General features: G+C 68.2%; 19 protein-coding genes and 2 pseudogenes. 19 read left to right on the top strand and 2 right to left on the bottom strand.

Going from position 1 to position 19,764, the window contains the following annotated elements; all coding sequences use genetic code 11:
• The first annotated feature begins 62 nt into the window (after window positions 1-62).
• The 16 genes from ABZ281_RS06995 (at window position 63) to ABZ281_RS06920 (ending at window position 16,234) form a co-directional block, all read left to right on the top strand.
• Window positions 63-851, top strand: coding sequence for a carbon-nitrogen hydrolase family protein (locus tag ABZ281_RS06995; RefSeq protein WP_356652898.1), 789 nt, complete (start codon window positions 63-65; stop codon window positions 849-851).
• A gap of 1 nt (window position 852) precedes the next feature.
• The gene (mfnA, locus tag ABZ281_RS06990) at window positions 853-2,034 is read left to right on the top strand and encodes a tyrosine decarboxylase MfnA (protein ID WP_356652896.1); all 1,182 of its coding nucleotides are present in this window, start codon (window positions 853-855) and stop codon (window positions 2,032-2,034) included.
• Complete coding sequence (locus tag ABZ281_RS06985) at window positions 2,031-2,882, top strand: carbon-nitrogen hydrolase family protein (RefSeq protein ID WP_356652894.1); 852 nt, start codon at window positions 2,031-2,033, stop codon at window positions 2,880-2,882. Before mfnA ends, ABZ281_RS06985 begins: the two co-directional genes overlap by 4 nt.
• Window positions 2,882-3,658 (top strand): ABC transporter permease, encoded by a 777-nt coding sequence (locus ABZ281_RS06980; RefSeq protein WP_356652892.1) that lies wholly within the window; start codon window positions 2,882-2,884, stop codon window positions 3,656-3,658. Before ABZ281_RS06985 ends, ABZ281_RS06980 begins: the two co-directional genes overlap by 1 nt.
• Window positions 3,651-4,625, top strand: coding sequence for an ABC transporter ATP-binding protein (locus ABZ281_RS06975; RefSeq protein WP_356652890.1), 975 nt, complete (start codon window positions 3,651-3,653; stop codon window positions 4,623-4,625). Before ABZ281_RS06980 ends, ABZ281_RS06975 begins: the two co-directional genes overlap by 8 nt.
• Complete coding sequence (locus tag ABZ281_RS06970) at window positions 4,622-6,004, top strand: coproporphyrinogen-III oxidase family protein (protein ID WP_356652888.1); 1,383 nt, start codon at window positions 4,622-4,624, stop codon at window positions 6,002-6,004. Before ABZ281_RS06975 ends, ABZ281_RS06970 begins: the two co-directional genes overlap by 4 nt.
• Window positions 5,991-6,698, top strand: coding sequence for a class I SAM-dependent methyltransferase (locus ABZ281_RS06965; RefSeq protein WP_356652886.1), 708 nt, complete (start codon window positions 5,991-5,993; stop codon window positions 6,696-6,698). Before ABZ281_RS06970 ends, ABZ281_RS06965 begins: the two co-directional genes overlap by 14 nt.
• Window positions 6,698-7,531, top strand: coding sequence for a carbon-nitrogen hydrolase family protein (locus ABZ281_RS06960; RefSeq protein WP_356652884.1), 834 nt, complete (start codon window positions 6,698-6,700; stop codon window positions 7,529-7,531). The genes ABZ281_RS06965 and ABZ281_RS06960 overlap by 1 nt, the downstream gene beginning before the upstream one ends.
• A 15-nt stretch (window positions 7,532-7,546) precedes the next feature.
• Entirely contained in the window at window positions 7,547-9,046 is a 1,500-nt protein-coding gene (locus ABZ281_RS06955; protein WP_356652882.1) for a radical SAM protein, read from the top strand.
• Window positions 9,043-9,795 carry a DNA alkylation repair protein gene (locus ABZ281_RS06950; protein WP_356652880.1) on the top strand — a complete coding sequence of 251 codons (753 nt, stop codon included), beginning with the start codon at window positions 9,043-9,045 and terminating at the stop codon, window positions 9,793-9,795. The genes ABZ281_RS06955 and ABZ281_RS06950 overlap by 4 nt, the downstream gene beginning before the upstream one ends.
• 4 nt (window positions 9,796-9,799) lie before the next feature.
• The gene (locus tag ABZ281_RS06945; RefSeq protein ID WP_356652878.1) at window positions 9,800-10,837 is read left to right on the top strand and encodes a DUF4872 domain-containing protein; all 1,038 of its coding nucleotides are present in this window, start codon (window positions 9,800-9,802) and stop codon (window positions 10,835-10,837) included.
• 15 nt (window positions 10,838-10,852) lie between these two features.
• Window positions 10,853-11,248: a pentapeptide repeat-containing protein gene (locus ABZ281_RS06940; protein ID WP_356652876.1), complete on the top strand. Its 396-nt coding sequence runs from the start codon at window positions 10,853-10,855 to the stop codon at window positions 11,246-11,248.
• A 15-nt stretch (window positions 11,249-11,263) separates the two neighbouring features.
• Complete coding sequence (locus ABZ281_RS06935; protein ID WP_356652874.1) at window positions 11,264-13,042, top strand: carbamoyltransferase C-terminal domain-containing protein; 1,779 nt, start codon at window positions 11,264-11,266, stop codon at window positions 13,040-13,042.
• Between the two features lie 88 nt (window positions 13,043-13,130).
• Window positions 13,131-14,117 (top strand): BtrH N-terminal domain-containing protein, encoded by a 987-nt coding sequence (locus tag ABZ281_RS06930; RefSeq protein WP_356652872.1) that lies wholly within the window; start codon window positions 13,131-13,133, stop codon window positions 14,115-14,117.
• A 414-nt stretch (window positions 14,118-14,531) separates the two neighbouring features.
• The gene (locus tag ABZ281_RS06925) at window positions 14,532-14,714 is read left to right on the top strand and encodes a hypothetical protein (protein WP_356652870.1); all 183 of its coding nucleotides are present in this window, start codon (window positions 14,532-14,534) and stop codon (window positions 14,712-14,714) included.
• 125 nt (window positions 14,715-14,839) lie between these two features.
• Complete coding sequence (locus ABZ281_RS06920) at window positions 14,840-16,234, top strand: protein kinase (RefSeq protein WP_356652868.1); 1,395 nt, start codon at window positions 14,840-14,842, stop codon at window positions 16,232-16,234.
• Window positions 16,235-16,250: 16 nt separating this feature from the next.
• Here the strand turns inward: ABZ281_RS06920 and ABZ281_RS06915 are convergent.
• Window positions 16,251-16,439: pseudogene (locus ABZ281_RS06915) on the bottom strand (hypothetical protein); the annotation flags it as partial.
• Window positions 16,440-16,441: 2 nt separating this feature from the next.
• Here ABZ281_RS06915 and ABZ281_RS06910 point away from each other — a divergent pair.
• Window positions 16,442-16,657: pseudogene (locus ABZ281_RS06910) on the top strand (LysR substrate-binding domain-containing protein); the annotation flags it as partial.
• 92 nt (window positions 16,658-16,749) lie between these two features.
• Here ABZ281_RS06910 and ABZ281_RS06905 read toward each other — a convergent pair.
• Window positions 16,750-17,250: a GNAT family N-acetyltransferase gene (locus tag ABZ281_RS06905; RefSeq protein WP_356652866.1), complete on the bottom strand. Its 501-nt coding sequence runs from the start codon at window positions 17,248-17,250 to the stop codon at window positions 16,750-16,752.
• 192 nt (window positions 17,251-17,442) lie between these two features.
• Here ABZ281_RS06905 and ABZ281_RS06900 point away from each other — a divergent pair, with 192 nt between their 5' ends.
• Window positions 17,443-19,395, top strand: coding sequence for a polymorphic toxin-type HINT domain-containing protein (locus ABZ281_RS06900; protein WP_356652864.1), 1,953 nt, complete (start codon window positions 17,443-17,445; stop codon window positions 19,393-19,395).
• Window positions 19,396-19,764: hypothetical protein (locus ABZ281_RS06895; RefSeq protein WP_356652862.1), on the top strand; the 369-nt coding region annotated here is incomplete at its 3' end. It abuts the gene before it with no gap.

Genomic DNA, 19,764 nt, shown 5'->3' with positions numbered 1-19,764 from the left:
GCACACGCTGTACAACATGCGCGCCCTGTTCCTGCTCTCCGGGTACCTGGACAGCCTCGTTCGTGACCATCTTCGTAGCGCAGCACGCCCGCCGGGCGACCCTCGAGGCGACGGCCTCGGCCGTACTCGACGATCTCGACAGCCGGGTGACCGACGAGGCGTCGTTCGTCGTCCTCCCCGAGAACGCGTTCACCACCGGCGGCGACGTCCAGGAGCTGCCCCGGTGGCTGCGCGAGGAGTGCCTGGACCGGCTGACGACACTGGCGCGCACCCGCGGCACCTATGTGCTCACCGGCTCGTGGGCGCAGACACGGCCGGGCGGCGGGCTGGTGCAGGTGGCCAGGCTGCTGGACCCGGGCGGCTCGGAGTGCGCCCGGGTGGAGCGGCCCGTCCTGCCCGACGGGACGACCGGCACCGGCGACGACTTCCCCGTCGTCGAGACGCCGTTCGGCCGCGTCGGGCTGCTCCTCGGCCCCGACTTCTGGCTGGTCGAACCGCCGCGCATCGAATGCCTGGCCGGGGCCGAGCTGCTGCTGGTCGCCGGGTCGCTCGACGGCCGGCAGCAGGGGTCGCAGCGCGCCGCGGTGTGGGGCATCGCGACCCTCAACACCGTCGCGGTGGCCTTCGCCGGTTCGCTGAGCGAACGCTGCGGTGGGGGCAGCGCCGTGGCGGTGCCCGAGGGCTTCGTCGCCGAGGCGGGTCCCGACGAGGGTGTCATCGAGGCGCCCTGGGACGTCGAGAAGATCCGGCACCTGCGCGAACCCGACCTGCGCTTCCAGCAGACCCTCTGGTTCGGGCTGTGGGCACGCCGGACGGAGCTGTACACGGACCTGACGGCGCAGGTGAGTTGAGATGCGCAACGCCGGTGAGTCCGCCTCCGACGTCCGACGGCGGATCGCGACGGAGATGGCGGACGACGTGCCCTGGAACAGGGTGCTCAATTCCATCTGCACCGAACCCCATCCGCTGGGCGTCGAGATGGCGTCCGCCGCGGCCCACACCAACCTCGGCGACGTGCGCATCTTCCGCGGCACCAAGCGGATCGAGCGCAAGGTCGTCGAGCTGCTGCTCGACCTGCTGGGCAACCCCGGCGGGTCGGGGAGTCTGGTGTCCGGTGGTACCGAGGCGAACCTGATCGCGATGCTGGTGGCCCGCGAGTCGGCGCGTGCCCGGGGGCGGCTGACCGACCGGCCCGAAGTCGTCGTCAGCAGCACCGTGCACTTCTCCTTCACCAAGGTCTTCGGCCTGCTGGGTCTGACCCCGGTGGTCGTGCCGGTCGACGACTCCCTGCGGTTGCCGGCCGACGAGGTGGCCCGGCGCATCGGCGAGCACACCGTCGCGGTCGTGGCGACCGCCGGCAGCAGCGAGTTCGGTGTGGTCGACGCGGTCGACGAGATCGGGCCGGTGGTGGCGGGACGCGATGTGCACCTGCACGTGGACGCGGCCACCGGCGGCTTCATCATCCCGTTCGCCCGTGAACTCGGCCATGACCTGCCCCAGTTCGACTTCACCGTCGACGGCGTCGACTCGATCACCATCGACCCGCACAAGTACGGACTGGCCAACGTCCCGGCCGGGGCGATCCTGTTCCGGGGCGCACAGGATGCCGGACGCTTCGCGGTCGATTCGTTCTTCATCGACACACCCGTGCACAACACCCTGCTCGGCACCCGGCCGGGCGCCGCCGCGGTATCGACCTACGCCGTGCTGGAACACCTCGGCCGTGACGGCTTCCGCGACCTCACCCGGACCAACTTCGAGGTGACGCAGTACCTGGTGGACGGGTTGCGCGCCGCCGGGCACGCGTTGTTCGCCGAACCGCAGCTGAACATCGTGGTGGTCAAGATGCCGCACGCCGTGCGCATCTCACAGCTGCTGGAGTCGAAAGGCTGGATCGTCTCCACCTCGAAGCGATTCGGCGAAACCCTGCGGCTGGTCGTCACCCGGCACGTGACACCCGCGATGGTGGACGAGTTCCTTCCGGTGCTGGAACGGGCGTGCAAGGACGTCACGGCCGAGGTGGCGCCGCGATGAGCCTCTTCCGCGGCCCCCGAACCCGGCTCGCCGCCCTGCAGATGCGGATCGAGCCCGGGCAACGGGATGAGAACCTGGCGCGAGCCGCCAAGCTCCTGTCCACCGCACGAGAACGCGAGGCCGACCTGGCGTGCCTGCCGGCGACGTTCGCCACCGGCCTGAACTTCCCGACGCTGCGCACCGACGCCACCGCCGAGGACGGCCCGGTCGTCCAGTTCCTTGCCGAGCAGGCCCGCACCCTCGGCATGCACATCGCCGCGGGCGTGTTGCTGTCGTCCGGACGGGACGTCTTCGACGCCGCCGTGCTCGTCGGCCCCGGCGGCGACCCGCTCGGCTGGTACCACCGCGCCTGCGTGTGGGTGGGCGAGTCCGAGTACGTCTCCACCGGCTCGCCCGGCGAGGTCATCGACACACCCGTCGGGCGGATCGGCCTCCAGGTCAGCTACGACCTGCGCTTCCCGGAGGCCAGCCGGCAGTACCTCGCCCAGGACGCCGACCTCGTCGTCTGCGTGGCCAACCTCTTCGGGCCGTTCTCGCACCCGCTGCGCTCCCTGTGCCGCGCCCGGGCCGCCGACAACGAGTGCGCGCTGGTGTTCGCCAGCGGGGTGGGGGAGAACCGCTTCGCGAACATGACCTACGTCGGCCGCAGCATGATCGTCGACGGACTGGTGCAGGACGCCCGGGAAGACCAGGACGCCGACATCCTCGCCGAGGCCGCCCCGGGCAGCCGGGAAACGGTGATCGACGCGGACGTGCACTGGCGGCAGCGGCGCAAGGCCCGCGCCGGACTGCCCTTCCACGACGACCTGCGCTCGACCTGGACCACGATCCACGGGGGGCCCGCCTGATGAGGGCAACACGTATGCAGCCGGAGTCCGGCTGGCTCGGCGACGTGCTCGGGCTGGTCGTGATGGACATGCGGCAGTTTTTCGACAACCGCCTGTTCGCGGTGTCGACACTGCTGACGTCGGTGTCGATGGTGCTGGCCTTCGGGGCGGCGACCGACCAGATGGTGAGCCCGGCACCGACGGCCGCCAACTACTTCGGCTTCGTCTTCCCCGGCATCATCGGCGCCGGCATCATGTTCAGCTGCACCTACACCGTCGGCTACACGGTCATCATCGACCGCAACCGGCGCACCATCGAGGACCTCATCCTCTCGCCCCTGTCGTACTCCGGGTTCCTGCTCGCCCGGATCATCGGCGTGGTGCTCAAGTGCCTGTTCCAGTTCGTGCTGGTGCTCCTGCTCGGCGTCGGGGTCTTCGACGCCCGGATCGAGTCGGTGCCGCTGTTCGTGCTGGGCTTCTTCACCGCGTGCACGGCCTTCGCCGGACTCGGGATCCTCATCGCCACGTACACCAACGAGATCTCCTTCCCGGCGGTCGTGAACATCATCGTCATCCCGCTCATGTACTTCGCCGGGATCTTCTTCCCGCTGGAAAACCTCGGGACCCTCGGCGACGTCTTCGCCAGGCTCCCCCTCTCGGTTCACGTCGACATCTTCCGCGCCGCCACCTCGCCCGACGTCTCTGCCACCGGGGCGTCGGTGCTGGCGGTGGCCTACTCGTTCCTGGCCCTCTCCATTGCAGCCTGGGCCTTCCGCAGGAGGATCGGCCATGGCTGACACCACGAGCACCGCAGCGCCGGTCCTGTCGGTCTCCCGGCTCGACCACCGGGTGAGCCCCGACTTCGCCCTGCGCTCCCTCACCTTCTCGGTGGACGCCGGCGAGGGCGTGGCCATCATCGGCACCAACGGCGCCGGGAAGACCACACTGATCCGGCTCGTCGCCGGCCTACTGCGCCCGTCGGGCGGCGAGGTGCGCATCTGCGGCACCCCGCCCCGCCGCTGGGGGCAGGTCGGCCGCCACATCGGGTACGTCCAGCAGGCCAAGGACCTCCCGGACGGCGTCAGCGTGGAGACGTACGTCAAGCACCAGCTCAAGCTCCGCCGGGCCGACCCCGGCCGGTACGAGGAGCTGATCGCCCTGGCCGAACTGGAGCGGTACCGCCACCAGTACGTGCGCAGTCTCTCCGGCGGCAGCCAGCGCAAGCTGCACGTCATCTGCGCCGTGGCGCACCGGCCCGACCTGCTGATCCTCGACGAGCCGACCACGGGCCTCGACCCGACGGCGCGCGAGACCCTGCTGGAGCTGCTGGGGAGCCTGAAGAAGGACGGCGTCGGCGTGCTGTTCGCCAGTCATCACCGCGACGAACTTCTCGCGCTGGCCGACTCGGTCGTGGTGCTCCACCAGGGCCGCCAGATCAAGGACGCCTCGCTCGACGCCGTGACCCGGTGGGGCGAGCGCTCCAGCCTGATCCTGGAGGCCTTCACCGAAACCCACCTCGCGCGGCTGCACGACTGGGCCGGGCAGGCGGCCCAGGCAGGCGGCCCGATCCGTTCCGTCCGCACCATCGACCAGGGCGTACGGCTCGACCTGGCCGACGGTGACCACCAAAGCACGCTGGCCGAGGTGGTGGCCCGAGCCCACGCCGCCGGCCTCGCACTGCGCTCCGCGTCCTACTTCCAGCCCACTCTGGCGGACGTCGTCCGTTCCATCGTCGACCAAGTCGAACCGGAGGACATCGCATGAGCATCACCACCACGACCACGAGCATGCCGTTCTGGAAGGAGTATCCGGAGCGCGACAGCGAGTGGGTGCGGCAGTACCCGACCAAGCACGTGCCGGTGAACGAGGAGGAGGTGTTCACGCGCAAGCCCATGGGCGTGTACGTCCACATCCCCTTCTGCAACCGGCTCTGCTTCAGCTGCCCGTACATCAAGCACCAGACCGACCGGGACCTGACCCGCACCTATCTGGACGCGCTGAAGACGGAGATCACCAACTACGCCGAGCGGCCCTACATCCAGGACCACGTCATCACCCTCGGCTACATCGGCGGCGGAACCCCGACCGCGCTCACCGCCCCGCAGCTCGACGATCTGCTCGGCCACATGTTCAGCAGCTTCGACGTCGAGGAGGGCGCGGACTTCTCCATCGAGACCACCCCGGTCGACATCAGCGAGCGCAAGGCCACCGTCCTGCTGGAACGCGGCATACGGCGCATCAGCCTCGGGGTGCAGACCTTCGTGTCGGAGGAACTGAAGAACATCGGCCGTCCGAACGACCCGGAGATGCTCAAGGAGAGCATCCGGCTGCTGCGCCGATGCGGATTCGAGAACATCAACATCGACCTGATGCACGGCATCAACGGACAGACGATGGAGAGCTGGGAGCACAGCCTCGACGTCGCCATCGAACTCGGGGTCACCTGCATCTCGTTCTACACGTACATGGAGTTCGCGCAGATCTCCACCAAGCGCAGGAAGCTGCCGCCGGTCCCGGAGAAGGCCGTGGTCGACGACATGTTCCTGTTCGCCGCCGAGAAGCTCTCCAAGAACGGCTTCCTGGGCTACTACGGCGACTGCTTCGCCAAGCCCGGCTACCAGCCCAAGTACGGCGAGACGTCGTGGAGCGAGGACATCCCCATCATCCCGCTCGGCCCGACCGCGACCGGGCACCTGCGCGACCACTGGTACTTCAACGAACCCGACATCGGCCGCTACATCCAGACGGTGATGGAGGGCCGGCTGCCGATCTCCATGGGCAAGCACATCACCAAGTCGGAGGCGATCCGGCGGTCGATGGTGCTCGGCGTCAAGGCCGGGCGGGTCAACCGGGAGCGTTTCCGCCGGATCCACGGCGTCGACTTCATGGAGATGTTCCGCGCCGAGATCGACGGCCTGATCGAGAAGGAACTCATCACCGCCGACGAGAACGGCATCGAGGTGACCGGCCCCAAGGGCTGGTACTACCTGGACAACATCTCCAAGGCGTTCTACTCGCCGGAGTTCCGGCGCTACCCGCAGCACCTGGGAGCGGACATCTCCAACTTCATCTCCAGCCAGCCCATCCCCCTGCAGCTCACCACGCGGCCCAAGGACGAGGAGGCCGGCTGTGACCACCACTGAGGCCCGACTGCTGAACCTGACCGAGCGGGTGCCGCAGCCGTCCCCGCACGACGACATCGACAAGGTCCGCTTCTACGATCTCGGCATGCGCCGCTCCGCGCTGATGGCGTACAAGCGGCCGAGCGACCGCATCATGGCCAACGTCCGCGACGGGATGACCGACCTCGTCGAGGTCGGCTTCAACACCGGCCTGCTGTCCCTCCACGTGGCCGGCAAACTGCCGGACCTGGCCGTGTCCGGCGTGGAGGAGAACCAGAACCTCGTGGACGTCGCCGAGGACAACCTGACGCTGGCCGTGTGGGCCAACAGCGCCGGCGACGTGGAGTTCGAGATGGCCAAGCTGAACCGGCTGCCCTTCCCGGACGACTCCGCCGACATCGTGTTCTCGTTCTCCTCGCTGCACCGCTGGCGCCGACCGGTCGAGACGCTCAAGGAGTGCGCCCGCATCTGCAAGCCCGACGGTGTCGTGATCATCGAGGACATGAACCGGCACGCCGAGGAGGGGCACATCACCTTCATCCTGCAGTTCGTGAAGGAGGGCGGCGACGAGTTCATGCGCTCGTTGCAGGCCGCCTACACCCGGGACGAGGCGGCCGAACTGCTCAAGGAGGCCGGCCTGGCGGACTGGCAGGTGGTCGAGGAGGACCTCGGCCTGGTGATCTCCTCGCGCCCCCTCGAGCCGGTGAGCACGTGATGCCCGGGACGAAGATCGCCGTCGTCCAGATGGAGTCCAAGCTCGGCAAACCGGCCCAGAACCTGCGCCGCGCCGAGCACTACATCCACGAGGCCGTCGAACAGGGGGCGGACCTGATCTGCCTGCCCGAGGCGTTCTCCACGTCCGGCAACATCCTCGAGGTCGCGGACGTGTCGGTGACCGTACCGGGGCCCGAGACCGACTTCCTGCGCGAGCAGGCGAAGCAGGCCGGCGTGCACATCGTGGCCGGCCTGCTGGAGCGCGGCGACGACGGCAAGTTCTACAGCACATCGGTGCTGTGCGGCCCCGAGGGAACCCTGCTCGGCCACTACCGGCGCGTGCACTGCCACGAACTGGAGGCCCGCTACCTCAGCGGAGGATCCGAGTACCCCGTCTTCGACGTCGAGTTCGGGCGCATCGGCCTGATGCAGGGCTACGACATCAACTTCCCCGAGGTGGCGCGGGAGTACTGCCGCCGCGGGGTCGACATCATCGTGTGCTCCGCACTGGTGCCCGAGATGTTCGCCTACGTGGCGAACATGCGACTGCCGGTCAGGGCGGTGGACGCCGAATGCATCATCGCTTTCGCCTCCGGGATCGGCACCAACCTGTACGCCGGATTCGGCTACATGGGGCGCAGCCAGATCCTGGCGGACCCGCTGTTCCTCGAGGCCGAACGATTCGACTTCGTCGACGGCGACGAACGGATGGTGGACCTCGGCAAGGAGCCCGGTGTCGGCGTCGTCGAGGTCGGCCTGGACCGCATGCGCCGGTACCGCACCAAGGCCACCCTGAGCGGCGACCTGCAGCCGGCGACGTACTGGCAGTCCTGACGAGAGTGAAGGCCCATGCGCGTACTGCTCATCTCCACCAACAAGATCCGGGTGCCGCGGCCGGCGCTGCCCATCGGCATGGCCTACATCAGCGCCGCGCTCAAGCACGCCGGACACCAGGTCGACGTCCTCGACCTGCTCTGGGAGTCCCGGGAGCTCAAGGCGGTCCGGGAGAAGCTGACCACCGAGACGTACGACGTCGTCGGCATCGCCGTGCGCAACCTGGACAACCTGACCTTCATCGACCCGGTCTTCTTCGGCCCGATGACCGAGAAGATCGTCCAGTGCGTGCGCAAGTACACCAGCGCGAAAGTCGTCCTCGGCGGCTCCGGCTTCTCGGTCGAGCCGCTGTCGTTCTTCGAGTACGCCCAGCCGGACTACGGCATCGCGGGTGAGGGCGAGGCCGGCATCGTCCAGCTGCTGGACTACCTGGAGTCCGGCGGGCGACGGGAGTCGATCTCGGGGCTCTGCTACCTCGACGACAACGGCAAGTTCTGCCAGAACCAGTCGAACTCCGCGTTCGACCTGGGCGCGCTGGAGCCCGACCGTTCCGTCTACGACCCCCGGTACTTCGAGGAGGGCGTCTCGGCGGCCTCCGACCTCACCCGCGACCACCAGCCGGCCATCGAGACCCTGCAGACCAAACGGGGCTGCAAGCTGTTCTGCTCCTACTGCATCATCCGCAAGACCGAGGGCAAGGGCAACCGGTTCAAGGACCCGGCCGAGGTCGTCGGCGAGATCCAGCGGGCCATGGCGGACAACCCGGCCGTGCGGGAGTTCGAGATCGTCGACGCGACCTTCAACTACCCCATGGAGTACGCGGCCGAGGTGTGCGAGGAGATGATCCGCGCCAAGCTCGACGTGCCCTGGTACTGCCAGTTGACGCCGAACGCGGTCACACCGGAGTTCGTGAAGCTGCTGCACGCGGCCGGCTGCATCCGAGTCGACCTCGGCACCGACGCGCTCACCGACGAGGCGCTGGCGGACCTGATGAAGGGCTTCGACATGGCCCGGGTCCTCGAGATCGACCGCCTGTTCACGGCCAGCCCGATCGAGCACACCCACTGCATCTTCCTCGGCGGGCCTGGGGAGACCCCGCAGGCACTGAGGGAGTCGATCCGCTTCACCGAGCGATACCTGAATCCGGCCCAGATCTACGCCAACCTCGGCATCCGGATCCTCAGCGGCACCAAGCTGCAGCGCCAGGCCGTCAAGGCCGGGATCCTGCGGGAGGGCCAGGGCACGTTCGTCCCCGCCTTCTACGTGGAGCCGGCGATCCTCGCCGACCGGGACACGCTCGACTTCGTCCGCGACGCCTACCTGAGCCACAAGAACTGGTACCTGTGGTGGGGCCTGGGCGGGCAGAACCTGACGGACCGTTCGACGGAAACCGTTCAGGCCGTGGCCGACATGCACCAGGAATACGAGTACGTCATGCAAGGTAAGCCCCGGCTGGAACGCTCACCGAAGCCGGTGACCGCCCAGCCGCTCAAACTCACGATCGGCACCAAGTGATCAATGTTCCAACCGCCGCGCACGAGTTGTCGAAGACACTCGCGGCCGCGGCCGACCCGGACTTCGCGGTGCGCATGCAGCGCTACTTCCCGCACGAGATCCGGGCCCTCGGGGTCGGCAACGCCGCCGTCGTCCAGATCGCCACCGACTACTTCCGTCACCGGCGCGACACCCCCGCGGCGACACGGCTGCTCCTCGCGGAGGAGCTGCTGGCGCACGCCGAGTACCACGAGGAGGTGCTCCTGGGCTTCGCGGTCCTGCACAAGGTCGCCAGGACCGGACTCGGCGAGGAGTTGCTGGACCGCTGCCGCCACTGGCTGGAGTCGTACGTGTCCAACTGGGCGCAGTGCGACGACATGTGCCTGAAGCTGCTGTACCCGTTCTTCCTCGGGCACCTGGAGCTGATCCCGCGGACCCGGAGCTGGGCCGGGTCCGCCTCCCCGTGGGCCAGACGCGCCGCGAACGTGGCCGTCGTGAAGTTCGTCCGGCGCAAGGTGGGCCGGACGGTCTTCGAGCTGCCGCTGGCGCACGTCCTCGGCAACTGCGTCCGCCTGATGCACGACGACGACGCCTATGTGCAGAAGGGCTCCGGCTGGCTGCTCAAGGTCACCGCCGAGGCCCACCCCGACGAGGTGGCCGAGTTCCTGCGCACCTGGCACACCGAGATGCCCCGCGACACGTTCCGGTACGCGGTGGAGAAGATGGACCCGCGGCTGCGCCGGTCCTTGATGGCACTGGGACAGGGGTGACGCGATGAACGAGAGGGGCCGCTACGCCCACCGGCGGGGTATCCACTGCGAGTCGGCCTGCCAATGCGCCGTCCTCGCGGCCGGCGGCTACGACGTCGACGAGGAAATCGTGTTCGGGCTGGACGGAGGTTTCGGCTTCTCGTTCTTCCCGGCGAACGGCAACGCGCCGGACATCGTCGTCGGCAAGCAGGCGATCATGCCGCTCCGGGCGGCACGGCTGATGGGCGTCGAGGTCGCCACGCACACGCCGAAGTCCGGTGACGGCCTGGCCAAGCTGCTCGCATCGGCACCGGCCGTCATGACCCGGGTGGACCTCGGCCTGCTTCCCTACTGGGGTCTGGAGGGACGCACCTCCTTCGGCGGGTACTTCGTCAACGTGGTCCGCCCTCTCGGCGCCGACGCGTTCGAGGTGTCGGATCCGGCGTTCGACGAACCCGTCACCGTGAGCACAGCCGAGCTGCAGGCGGCCCGGTCCAGCCGCAACTCGCCGCCGCTGAACCCGGACTGGAAGGTGTACGTCTTCGGCGCGCCCCGGCGAACTCCGCAGCTGGACCGCGTCGGTCCGGTGGCGGTCCGCACCCTGTGCCGCGAGATCCTCAAGCCGGGCAGCCGGAACCTGGGCATCCCCGGGATGAAGCTGCTGGCCACGACGGCGGCGTCATGGCCGCAGTCCAAGCACGGCGAGGTCGAGGACGTGGACCTGGCCGGCCACGTGGTGCGGACCGACGCGCTGGCCCGTCAACTGCTGCACCTGGGGCGGCAGATCGAGTCCTTCGGCACCGGTGGCGGGCTGTTCCGTCCGATGATCGGCCGATATCTGGCGAGGGTCGCCGACAGCACCGGCGACACGCGCTACGCCGACGCGGCCGGCCAGTTCCTCGACAGCGGCCGGCTCTGGTCCAACCTGGGATCCGCGCTGCTGGCAGCAGGGGCCGCCACCGCACGCGACGACCTCAAAACGCTGGTGGACGCCGTGGCGGTCACGGCGCGGTCCGCGATGGACGTCGAGAAGCGGGCGCTCACCGCGCTCACCACCCTGTAGACGCGAGGTCGAGACATGCCCACCGAGGACGAGACCGTACTGCTCCAGGGTCCCCGACGCTGGAACGAACACGCCCGTGGGCGCCGGGCGCAGGGCCCCTTCCGGCCCGATCTGCGCAAGGCGATGCTGCACGGCGCCGACCTTCAGGGCGCCGAACTCGCCGACGCGGACTTCACCGACGCCGTGCTGACCGAGTCGTATCTGATCTCCGCGGACCTCAGGGGCGCGAATCTCGAAGGCGCCGATCTGTGCGAGGCGTACCTCATCCTCGCCGAGCTGAACGGCTGCCGCCTCGTGGGCGCGAACCTGGACGGCGCGGACCTCAGCGGTGCCGATCTGACCGGCGCGGTCCTCGACGCGGGCTTCCGGCGATCCTCCGTGATCTCGGACTACCTCACGATCTGGCCATAGCGAAAGGAGCTCCTCATGATCGTTCTGGGCTACAACGGATTCGGCAAGTCTGCGGAAATCTTCGGACGCCTCTTTCGCGCCACCGGCATCGACCGTCACCTGCTGTACGGCCATGACTCGTCCGCCGCGCTCGTCATCGACGGGAAGCTGGTCGCCGCCGTCGAGGAGGAGCGGCTCAACCGGGAGAAGAAGACGTCGAGCTTCCCGGTCAACGCGATGCGCTGGTGCCTGGATTCGGCCGGCATATCCTTTGACGACGTCGACACCTACGCCTTCTCCTGGCAGTTCTCGCAGGACGTGCTGAACAAGATGATCGCCGAGATCACCGAAGACCGCGCGGCGTCCGTCGAGCAGAAGTTCGCGCGCTTGCGGCGTCTGGCGGAAACCCACGAGGCGATGTTCAGTGAGACCGCGACCGAGGCCGACTTCCTCGAGCACACGGGCCACAGGCTGAGCCCTGAAAAGCTGGTCCGGGTCCCGCACCACATCGCGCATCTGATGACGGGATACCACCTCTCGGGCGGCTCAGACGCGGCATTCCTGGTCAGCGACGGTCGCGCCGAATGGCTGTCGTCGATCATGGGTGAGGTGCGCGAGGGCGAGGTGAAGATCTTCGACGACATGACCATCGACTCGCGGCACTCACTGGCGATGCTCTTCTCCGTGGTGACGCGCTACCTCGGATTCGTCCCGAACAACGACGAGTACAAGGTGATGGGGCTGGCCGGCTATGGCCCGCCGCCCGAGCCGAACCCGTTCCTCGAGCACGTGGTCGAGATGTGCCCCGACGGCACCTACAAGATTCCCTATCCGGCGAACGCCGTGCCCGCCTATTACGAGCTCTTCGACCGCATCTTCGGCGGACATGCCGATGGCCGGGAAGAGTTCGACTACCGGGTCCGCGTGGCCAGTGCGGCCCAGCACATGCTGGAGACGGTGACCGCCGGCCAGATCCGGACGCTCGAAGCCCGGAGCGACCTGCCGCGCGTGATCTTCGAGGGCGGACTCGCCCTGAACTGCGTCAACAACAGCAAACTGCTGGAGCGTTCACGCTTCACCGGGATGGACGTCAGCTTCGGTGCCAGCGACGTCGGCGTGGCCATCGGCGCGGCGCTGTTCGCCGGCGGCCGGGCCGGCACACCGCCCCGGGTCGGCCCGTCGCCGTACCTGGGCCCGAGCTACGACGGCCAGGAGATCCGGGCTGCCCTCCAGCAGTACGCCGACCAGGTCGTCTGGCGGGAGCTGGACCCCGCGGACGTGCCGCGGGAGGCCGCCACCCTGATGCAGGAGCGATGCGTCATCGGGTGGTTCCAGGGGCGTATGGAGTACGGCCCGCGCGCCCTGGGCAACCGCAGCATCCTGGCCAACCCGAAGTTCCCCGACATCAAGGACATCATCAACGAACGCATCAAGCACCGCGAGCAGTTCCGGCCCTTCGCCCCCGTGGTCCTGGAGCACCTGGCGCCCGATGTCTTCGAACTCGGCAAGAAGACGTCCTCGCCCTACATGACCTTCGTGGTACCGGTGCGACCCGAGTACCAGGAGAAGATCCAGGGCGCGTGCCACGTCGACGCCACCTCACGGATCCAGACGGTCACCGAGCAGAGCAACCCCCTGCTCGCCGAACTGCTGCGGGAGTTCACGGAGCTGACCGGGATTCCCTGCCTGATCAACACCTCGTTCAACGTCGCCGGCGAACCCATCGTCTGCTCGCCCACGGACGCCCTGTCCTGCTTCCTCAAGACCGAGATGGATCACCTGTTCCTCGGCAACTTCCTGGTTTCGCGAATCTGAACGAAGAAGTCTCCCTGATTCCGGCGTCCGCAATCGCACTTCAGGGGGTTGCGCTACGCTCTACGCGAAGGAAGGGAGACGAGAACAAGTGTCGCTTTTAGAAGAAGATCCGTACGTCGGCAACCATTGCGAGTCGACCACCCTCGTGAATCTCCTGCGGCAGCGAGAGGTGGACCTGTCGGAGTCGCTCATCTTCGGGCTCGCCGGTGGTTTGTCGTTCATCTACTGGCGGACGAAACAGATGCCGACCCCGTTCGTCGGCGGCCGTATCAAGCCCGACACGCTGTCCGAGAATCTCGCGAATACACTGAAGCTGAGGCTGTCCGTTCACGAGACGTCGTCGGTGAAGCGGGCGAAGGAACATCTGCTGGCCGAGCTTGAATCCGGAACCATTGTGGGCCTCAAGCTCGACCGCTACTTCCTCGACTACTCCACCGACGACTTCCGGTTCGCGGCCCACTACGTCGCCTGCGTCGGCTACGACGACGACCGTTTCGCTCTGGTCGAAACCCAGCCGCTCGGTCTGCAGTGGGCCTCCGGGGAATCCCTCGAGACAGCGCGGAACGCCCGGGGCCCGATGAGTTCCCGCAATCGCGCCTTCACTCTCGATCTCCCCAAGAGCGGCCTTCCTGATCTGGGGAAAGCCGCACGCAAAGGCATCAGGAAGGCGGCGGAGGAATTCTTGAACCCGCCGATCTCCAACTTCGGATACAAGGGCATGAACAAGGTCGCCGACCTGATGCCGCTGTGGCTCGACGACCTCGACTCGCCCGCCGACAGCCTGCCCGAGATCTGCACGATCATGGAGGACGCGGGAACCGGCGGGGGCCTGTTCCGCACGATGTGGGCGGAGTTCCTGGCGGAGACCGCCGATATTACTGGCACCGGCGAATACCAGGAGGTCTCGGACGCCTACCGCGAGGTGTCGAAGAAGTGGACCGAGGTGGCCGGACTTCTGCACGAGGCGGGAGTCGCATCGTCACGGGAATCCCTCCACAGTGCGTCAAAACTCGTACATGAGGCCGCAGACAAGGAGCAGCTCCTGATGCAGCGTCTTCTGGAACTGTCGAGCTGAGACGGGGGTTACCGGGAGAGGCACAGAGTCAAAGAGGGGGGGGCGAGCGGATCGCCGTCGTACCCGACGACGAGACATTCCGCGGCCGGCGGCCCCCGGGCGAGCACCACGAGCCGGGCCAGGACCGTCGCCCCCGACGGCAGTCCGGCCGGGCGCTCCGTATGTCTGAGTGGGGAGAAGCACCAGGTCCGGTAGGCGCGTTCGATCCGTTCCCCGGCCACCGTTGCCGCGCTGTTGTCCCGTCGCGTGAGCGGCTGCCCCAGGTGGTCCGATGGCACGGCAGCGGGGCAAGATGCGGCGGTATGGAAGAACTCGAGGTCGAGCGTGTCAATGACGTTGCTCTCACTGCGGTGCAGGCTCTGTTGGGGTTGATCTCCTCCGACGTGGTCGCAGTGGCGGCCGAGGAGGAAAGAGTTGTCCTTCTGGGTACGTCGCCATACCGCCGAAGTCGACGAAGACATCGACGATGCGATCGCTGATCTGGAAGCGCAGCTCCATCTGGACCATCCGCTGATCGAACCACGCGTCATGGTGGGAAAGCCGGCAGCGGCCGGCATGAGGCCCAACGAGCGCATGATCTATTGGGCCAAGTCCTAGGCCTGCCGCTCGCACAGTACGGAGATTGTGCAAACGCCGCGCGGGTGGGTACTTGCGTGCGGCGGCCCGTCGACGACGGGCGTCTGAGCGGTGCGAGTGTGCGGAGTGGGGCGATCGAGGTGGCAATGCGCGCGGTGCGGGGCGTCCGGGCTTTCCGGGGCTGTGCCCGGATCCTGGCCGGCCGCTACCGTCTGGATGCGTTGATCGGTTCGGGTGGGGCGGCTGACGTGTACCGCGGTTTCGACCTGCGACTGCGACGGCCGGTCGCCGTGAAGATGTTCCGCAGCGGTACCGGCTTCGACACGGAGGAGGCCTTCCGCAGCGAAGCCGAGATTCTTGCCCGATTGCAGCACCCAGGACTGGTGACCGCTTTCGACGTCGGACACCAGGACGGCGACGCCTTCCTGGTCATGCAGCTGATCGACGGGCGCACCCTGAAATCCCGCATCGCCGAGGGCCCCCTGTCGTGCGAAGCTGCGGCCGCACTCGGCGCCGCATTGACGGAAGCGCTGGCACACACCCACGAGATGGGGATCGTCCACCGGGATGTCAAACCGTCCAACATCATTCTCGACTCCTCCGGCAACCCCCATCTCACGGACTTCGGCATCTCCCGGCTGCTGGACGCGACCATCCGCACCGCCACCGGAACCCTGACCGGCACGGCGGCCTACCTCTCTCCCGAACAGGTGCTGGGCCGGCCCGTCGGCCGGCCCGCCGACATCTACGCCCTCGGCCTGGTCCTCCTCGAAAGCCTCACCGGTCGACTCGAATACGACGGCGGCCCTCTCGAGGCCGCCATAGCGCGCCTACACCGCCGGCCTGCCCTCCCGGACTCTCTGCCCGACGGCTTCGCCGGTCTTCTGCAGGACATGACCAGTCTGGAGGAACAGGATCGCCCCACGGCGCGTGACTGCGTCCAAGCCCTGATCCGTCTCGCCGGATCGAGCACGGCACGCTCTGCTGCATCCGTCGCCCGGCCGGCGCTCCGCGTCGTACCTCCCACAGCCGCAGAACCCGCGGACAGCACACACCGGAACCTGTCGCCCGCCGCGAAGGTGCCGTCCACCTCCAGCGTCTCGACGGGGCTCCCCGAGGGCGTCCCTCGCTCCGCCTCCACACGCGGCCGCCTCCGAGCGCGCGGGGCGGCGGCTGCGCTGGCAGCCCTTGTCGCCGCCGGCCTGGTCGTCACCGACGGCTTTTCACACCACGACACCGCAGGCGAAGCGGCCCCGTCCGCCCCTGATCCGGTCGCCCCTTCCGCACCCCCGGACAGCGCGGCTCACCACGACGACACGCCTTCCGCGTCGACCGCCCCGCCCTCGCGCAGCCCCTCCGTCTCCGCCCAGCCGCTGAGCGATGCCCTTCCAACGCCCCACGATCATCAGCCCCTTGACAGCTCACCGCCCGCCACGCACCCCACGGGCAAGGCAGTGGGGAATGGCGGAGCAAAACACCTCGCCCAGCCACCAGGACAAGCACGAATGAATCAGAAGGGACGGAATCCCGGCTCACACTGACCGGGCGTTCGCCGTGGTGGACGACCGTGACGTGGTGGTCGGGCCCAGGGGTCTCGAGTTCGTCGACAACGGCGACGGCCGGGTCCTCGGCGCTGATCCAGGAGCGGCCGGTTCGTACGCCGGGTCGGAGCAGGGCCGGTGGGCTCAGGTAGACCCAGTCGGCCTCGGCGTGGGACTGGCAGGTTCGCAGCTGAGCGATTCCGCTAAGAAGCCGGCGTCGTGGAGCTGATCACCCGGCTGGTCGCACGGGGGCTCGGCATCGCGCTGCTGCCGTCGGCGTTCATCCGGCCGCGGGCCGCCGACAACCCCGACCTGGCGTTGATCCCGGTGGTCGACGGGCCGCGCCGGACCGAGTACCTGGTGTGGAACCGCTTCAACCCCGGCCCGGCCACCCGGGCGATGCTCGATGTCCTCGGGGTCTGAGCGGCGTCAGGAGTGTCCTGATCCGAGACGGCTCATCGAGTTGGCCTCGGCTCCTCCCGCCTGCCGCGGCGTGCTCAGGCTCGGGTCGGCAGTCACTGGATCAAGAACTCCAGCTCGGGTCGGTCCCAGGCCACGGCGGGCGGGTTCGCGGAGACGGTCCCGGTGAGCAGCGCGCCCACGCTGCGGTAGAAGCCCTCGGCAGGAGGATGCGACACCACCCGGACACGGTCCAGCCCAGCCGCGCACGCCTCGGACTTCATGTGCGCGACGAGCAGCCGCCCGATGCCGCGGCCCTGCATCCCGTTCTCGACGAAGAGCAAATCCAGCTCCGGCGGCATGAGGACCAACGAGTAGAAACCGAGCACCCGGCCCGTCGAATCGTCGGCGTCGACGGCCACGAAGACCCGATGCGTCTCGACGTAGTCGGGCCCGACGCGGTAATCCGCGACCATCCCCGCGTACTGACCCTCATAGGCACGCGAGCCGCGCACGAGTCGCGTGAGCCGCTTGACGTCCCGGGCGACCGCCCGGCGTATGAGGATCTCGCCACGCATGGATGTACTGCCCAACTGCATATGGAGCATCTTACGCATCCCGCTACGACGTGGCGCGGCTGTCCCGGGGAGCGTGCGCCTCACGTAAGCTACCGCTCGGTAATTTTCAGGGGGAGTTCTCGTCCGGGGAACTCTGGGCCCGCGTGACGGTCGACCAGCCGTGCATCCGCGGGCCCTCGACGTAGGACGTGTATGCATCACCGAATGACGCGGCACACCGTCGCGTTTCTGATGGCCTTGGCAGTGCTGTTCGGTCCGGGCCTGGGGGAGAAAACCGCTGCCGCGGCCGAGGGCATCGAGAAGCGTCAGGCGGCCGTCAGCGCCGCCGAGAAGCTCGCCGGAATCGTCAGGGCGGCAGCCAAGTACTCCGGGTGCGGCGGCAAACCGCTGCTCGAAAAGCCCGCCTGCTACCGGGAGTTCGCCGACAAGGCGATCCGGGTCGGCGCCGGCGTGGGGGTGGCCGCGTACGCCATCCACTACCTGCACAAGGACAACACCCAGCACTTCGCCAACCTCCGCAAAGAGCTCGCCGGGTTCGAGGAGCTGAAGGAGGCGGTCAAGCAGGACCCCGCCGCCATCACCGACCCGGCCCTGCGGGCCAAGGCGGAGAAGAAGATCCGCGCCGCCTACGCCGCCGCGCAGGCGGACGTCGACCACCGGCTCGCGAAAGTCAACGAGACCATCCAGACCGTGGTGGCACTGGCCGAGGTCACCGTCGCGTTCCTGCAGATCATCTTCGCGCTGGCCGCGCTCGTCGGCGACCCGGAGTTCCAGAAGGCGGCGACCAGTATCAGGACCGGCCTCGAGGGCATGGGCAAGGACCTCGACAAGATCAACGCCGGCCTGAGCCAGATGAGTCACGCCCTCGACGACATGAACGACTCGCTGGGCGAGGTGAACGGCGCGCTGGACCAGATGAACCGGGGGATCGGCCGCGCCAACAAGGGCATGGACGAGATGAACCGGGGCATCGGCCAGGCCAACAAGGGCATGGACGAGCTCAACAGGCACGTGCCTGGCATCAAGAAGGGCGCCGAGAAGCTCAAGGAGCTGCCCGGCATCGAGTTCGACTTCTCGCACCTCAAGGACACCTGGGGCCCCGGGACCTCCGGGCTCGACGCCGACGAGCAGCAGCGCCGTATGGGACTGCTGCTGGACCTGCTGCCCGGCATCGGCGACGGCAAGGGCATCGTCGAGGCTGTCACGGGCAAGGACCTCGCCACCGACGAGGAACTGAGCGGCTTCGACCGGGCCACGGGCGCGCTGGTGGTGCTGCGCTGGCTCAAGACGGGCAAGAAGGCCCTCGGCGCCGACGACGTACGGACCGCCCGCAAGGCCAAGTGCGTCGCCGGAAGCGTCACCGGCAACAGCTTCCCGCCCGGGACCCTGGTCCTCATGGGCGACGGGGCCAGCACGCCGATCGAGCGCGTGCGCGAAGGAGACGAGGTGCTGGCCACCGATCCCGCAACCGGCTCCACCCGGGCCGAGCCGGTGACCGACCTGATCACGGGAACGGGGGAGAAGCGCCTGGTCACCCTCGTCGTGGACACCGACGGTGCTGCGGGGGAGGGCACGGACACGATCACGGCGACGGACCGCCACCCGTTCTGGACGCCGGGCCCGGCACTGTGGACCGATGCCGTCGACCTCACCGCGGGGACGGAGCTGCGCACCAGCACGGGCGCAGAGGTGGAGGTCATCGCGATCGCGACGCGCACCGTCGAGCAGACGGTCCACAACCTCACCGTCGCCGGCACCCACACGTACTACGTGCTCGCCGGAAGCACGCCCGTCCTGGTCCACAATGCCAAGAAGAACAAGTGCAGCCTCGAGATCGACCACGTGGGCCAGGTCGACCAGGACTGGGTCACCAAGGGCGCTCACGTCAACATGAAGGACGGCATGGAAGTGGCGCTGCGCCCGGACGGCCAGGGCGGCATCCGGGGCGAGGCGATCCGGTTGAGGAACGGCACCGCCACGCAGAAGCAGGTCGACGCCGTCGTGGCGACGATCAAGTCCGACGCCAAGGTGCGCGCTGACATGATCAGGGTGACGAAGGGCGCCAAGGAGGTCTTCGAGTCCAGCGCCAAGGCCATGAAGGAAGGCCGCAACCCACAGTGGCGCTTCAGCAACGACCGCACGGCCGAACTGCAGGCCCTGATCGAAGCGATGGAGAGGATGTAGATGTCCGACCTCGACTTCTACGCCCACGTCGCCACCCGTGGCGATGTGTTGGGCGTGGGCATGGGCGCGCAGCCCGCCCAGTGGGAGACCAAGCTCGGCGCCGGCTTCCTCGACACCGAGGACGGCAGCCTGCTGCGCCGGGACTACGGGCTCGTGGAGCTCTCGTTCCAGGAGGAGGACCGCGCCTGGCCCTGCTTCGGAGTGAGCGTGCAGGTGCACCGATTGCGGTGGGACACCGAGTCCTCCGTCCCGGCGGCCCTGCGCGACGCGTACGGCCCCTTCGCCTGCTCGACACGCTTCGAGGACCTGGCCGCTGCGATCACAGGGCTCGGCTGCACGCTCGAACCCGAGCCCGACGAGGACGGCACG

The organism is Streptomyces sp. NPDC006265 (assembly GCF_040613555.1).
Lineage (GTDB): Bacteria > Actinomycetota > Actinomycetes > Streptomycetales > Streptomycetaceae > Streptomyces.
This window is presented reverse-complemented; position numbering and strand designations above follow the sequence as displayed.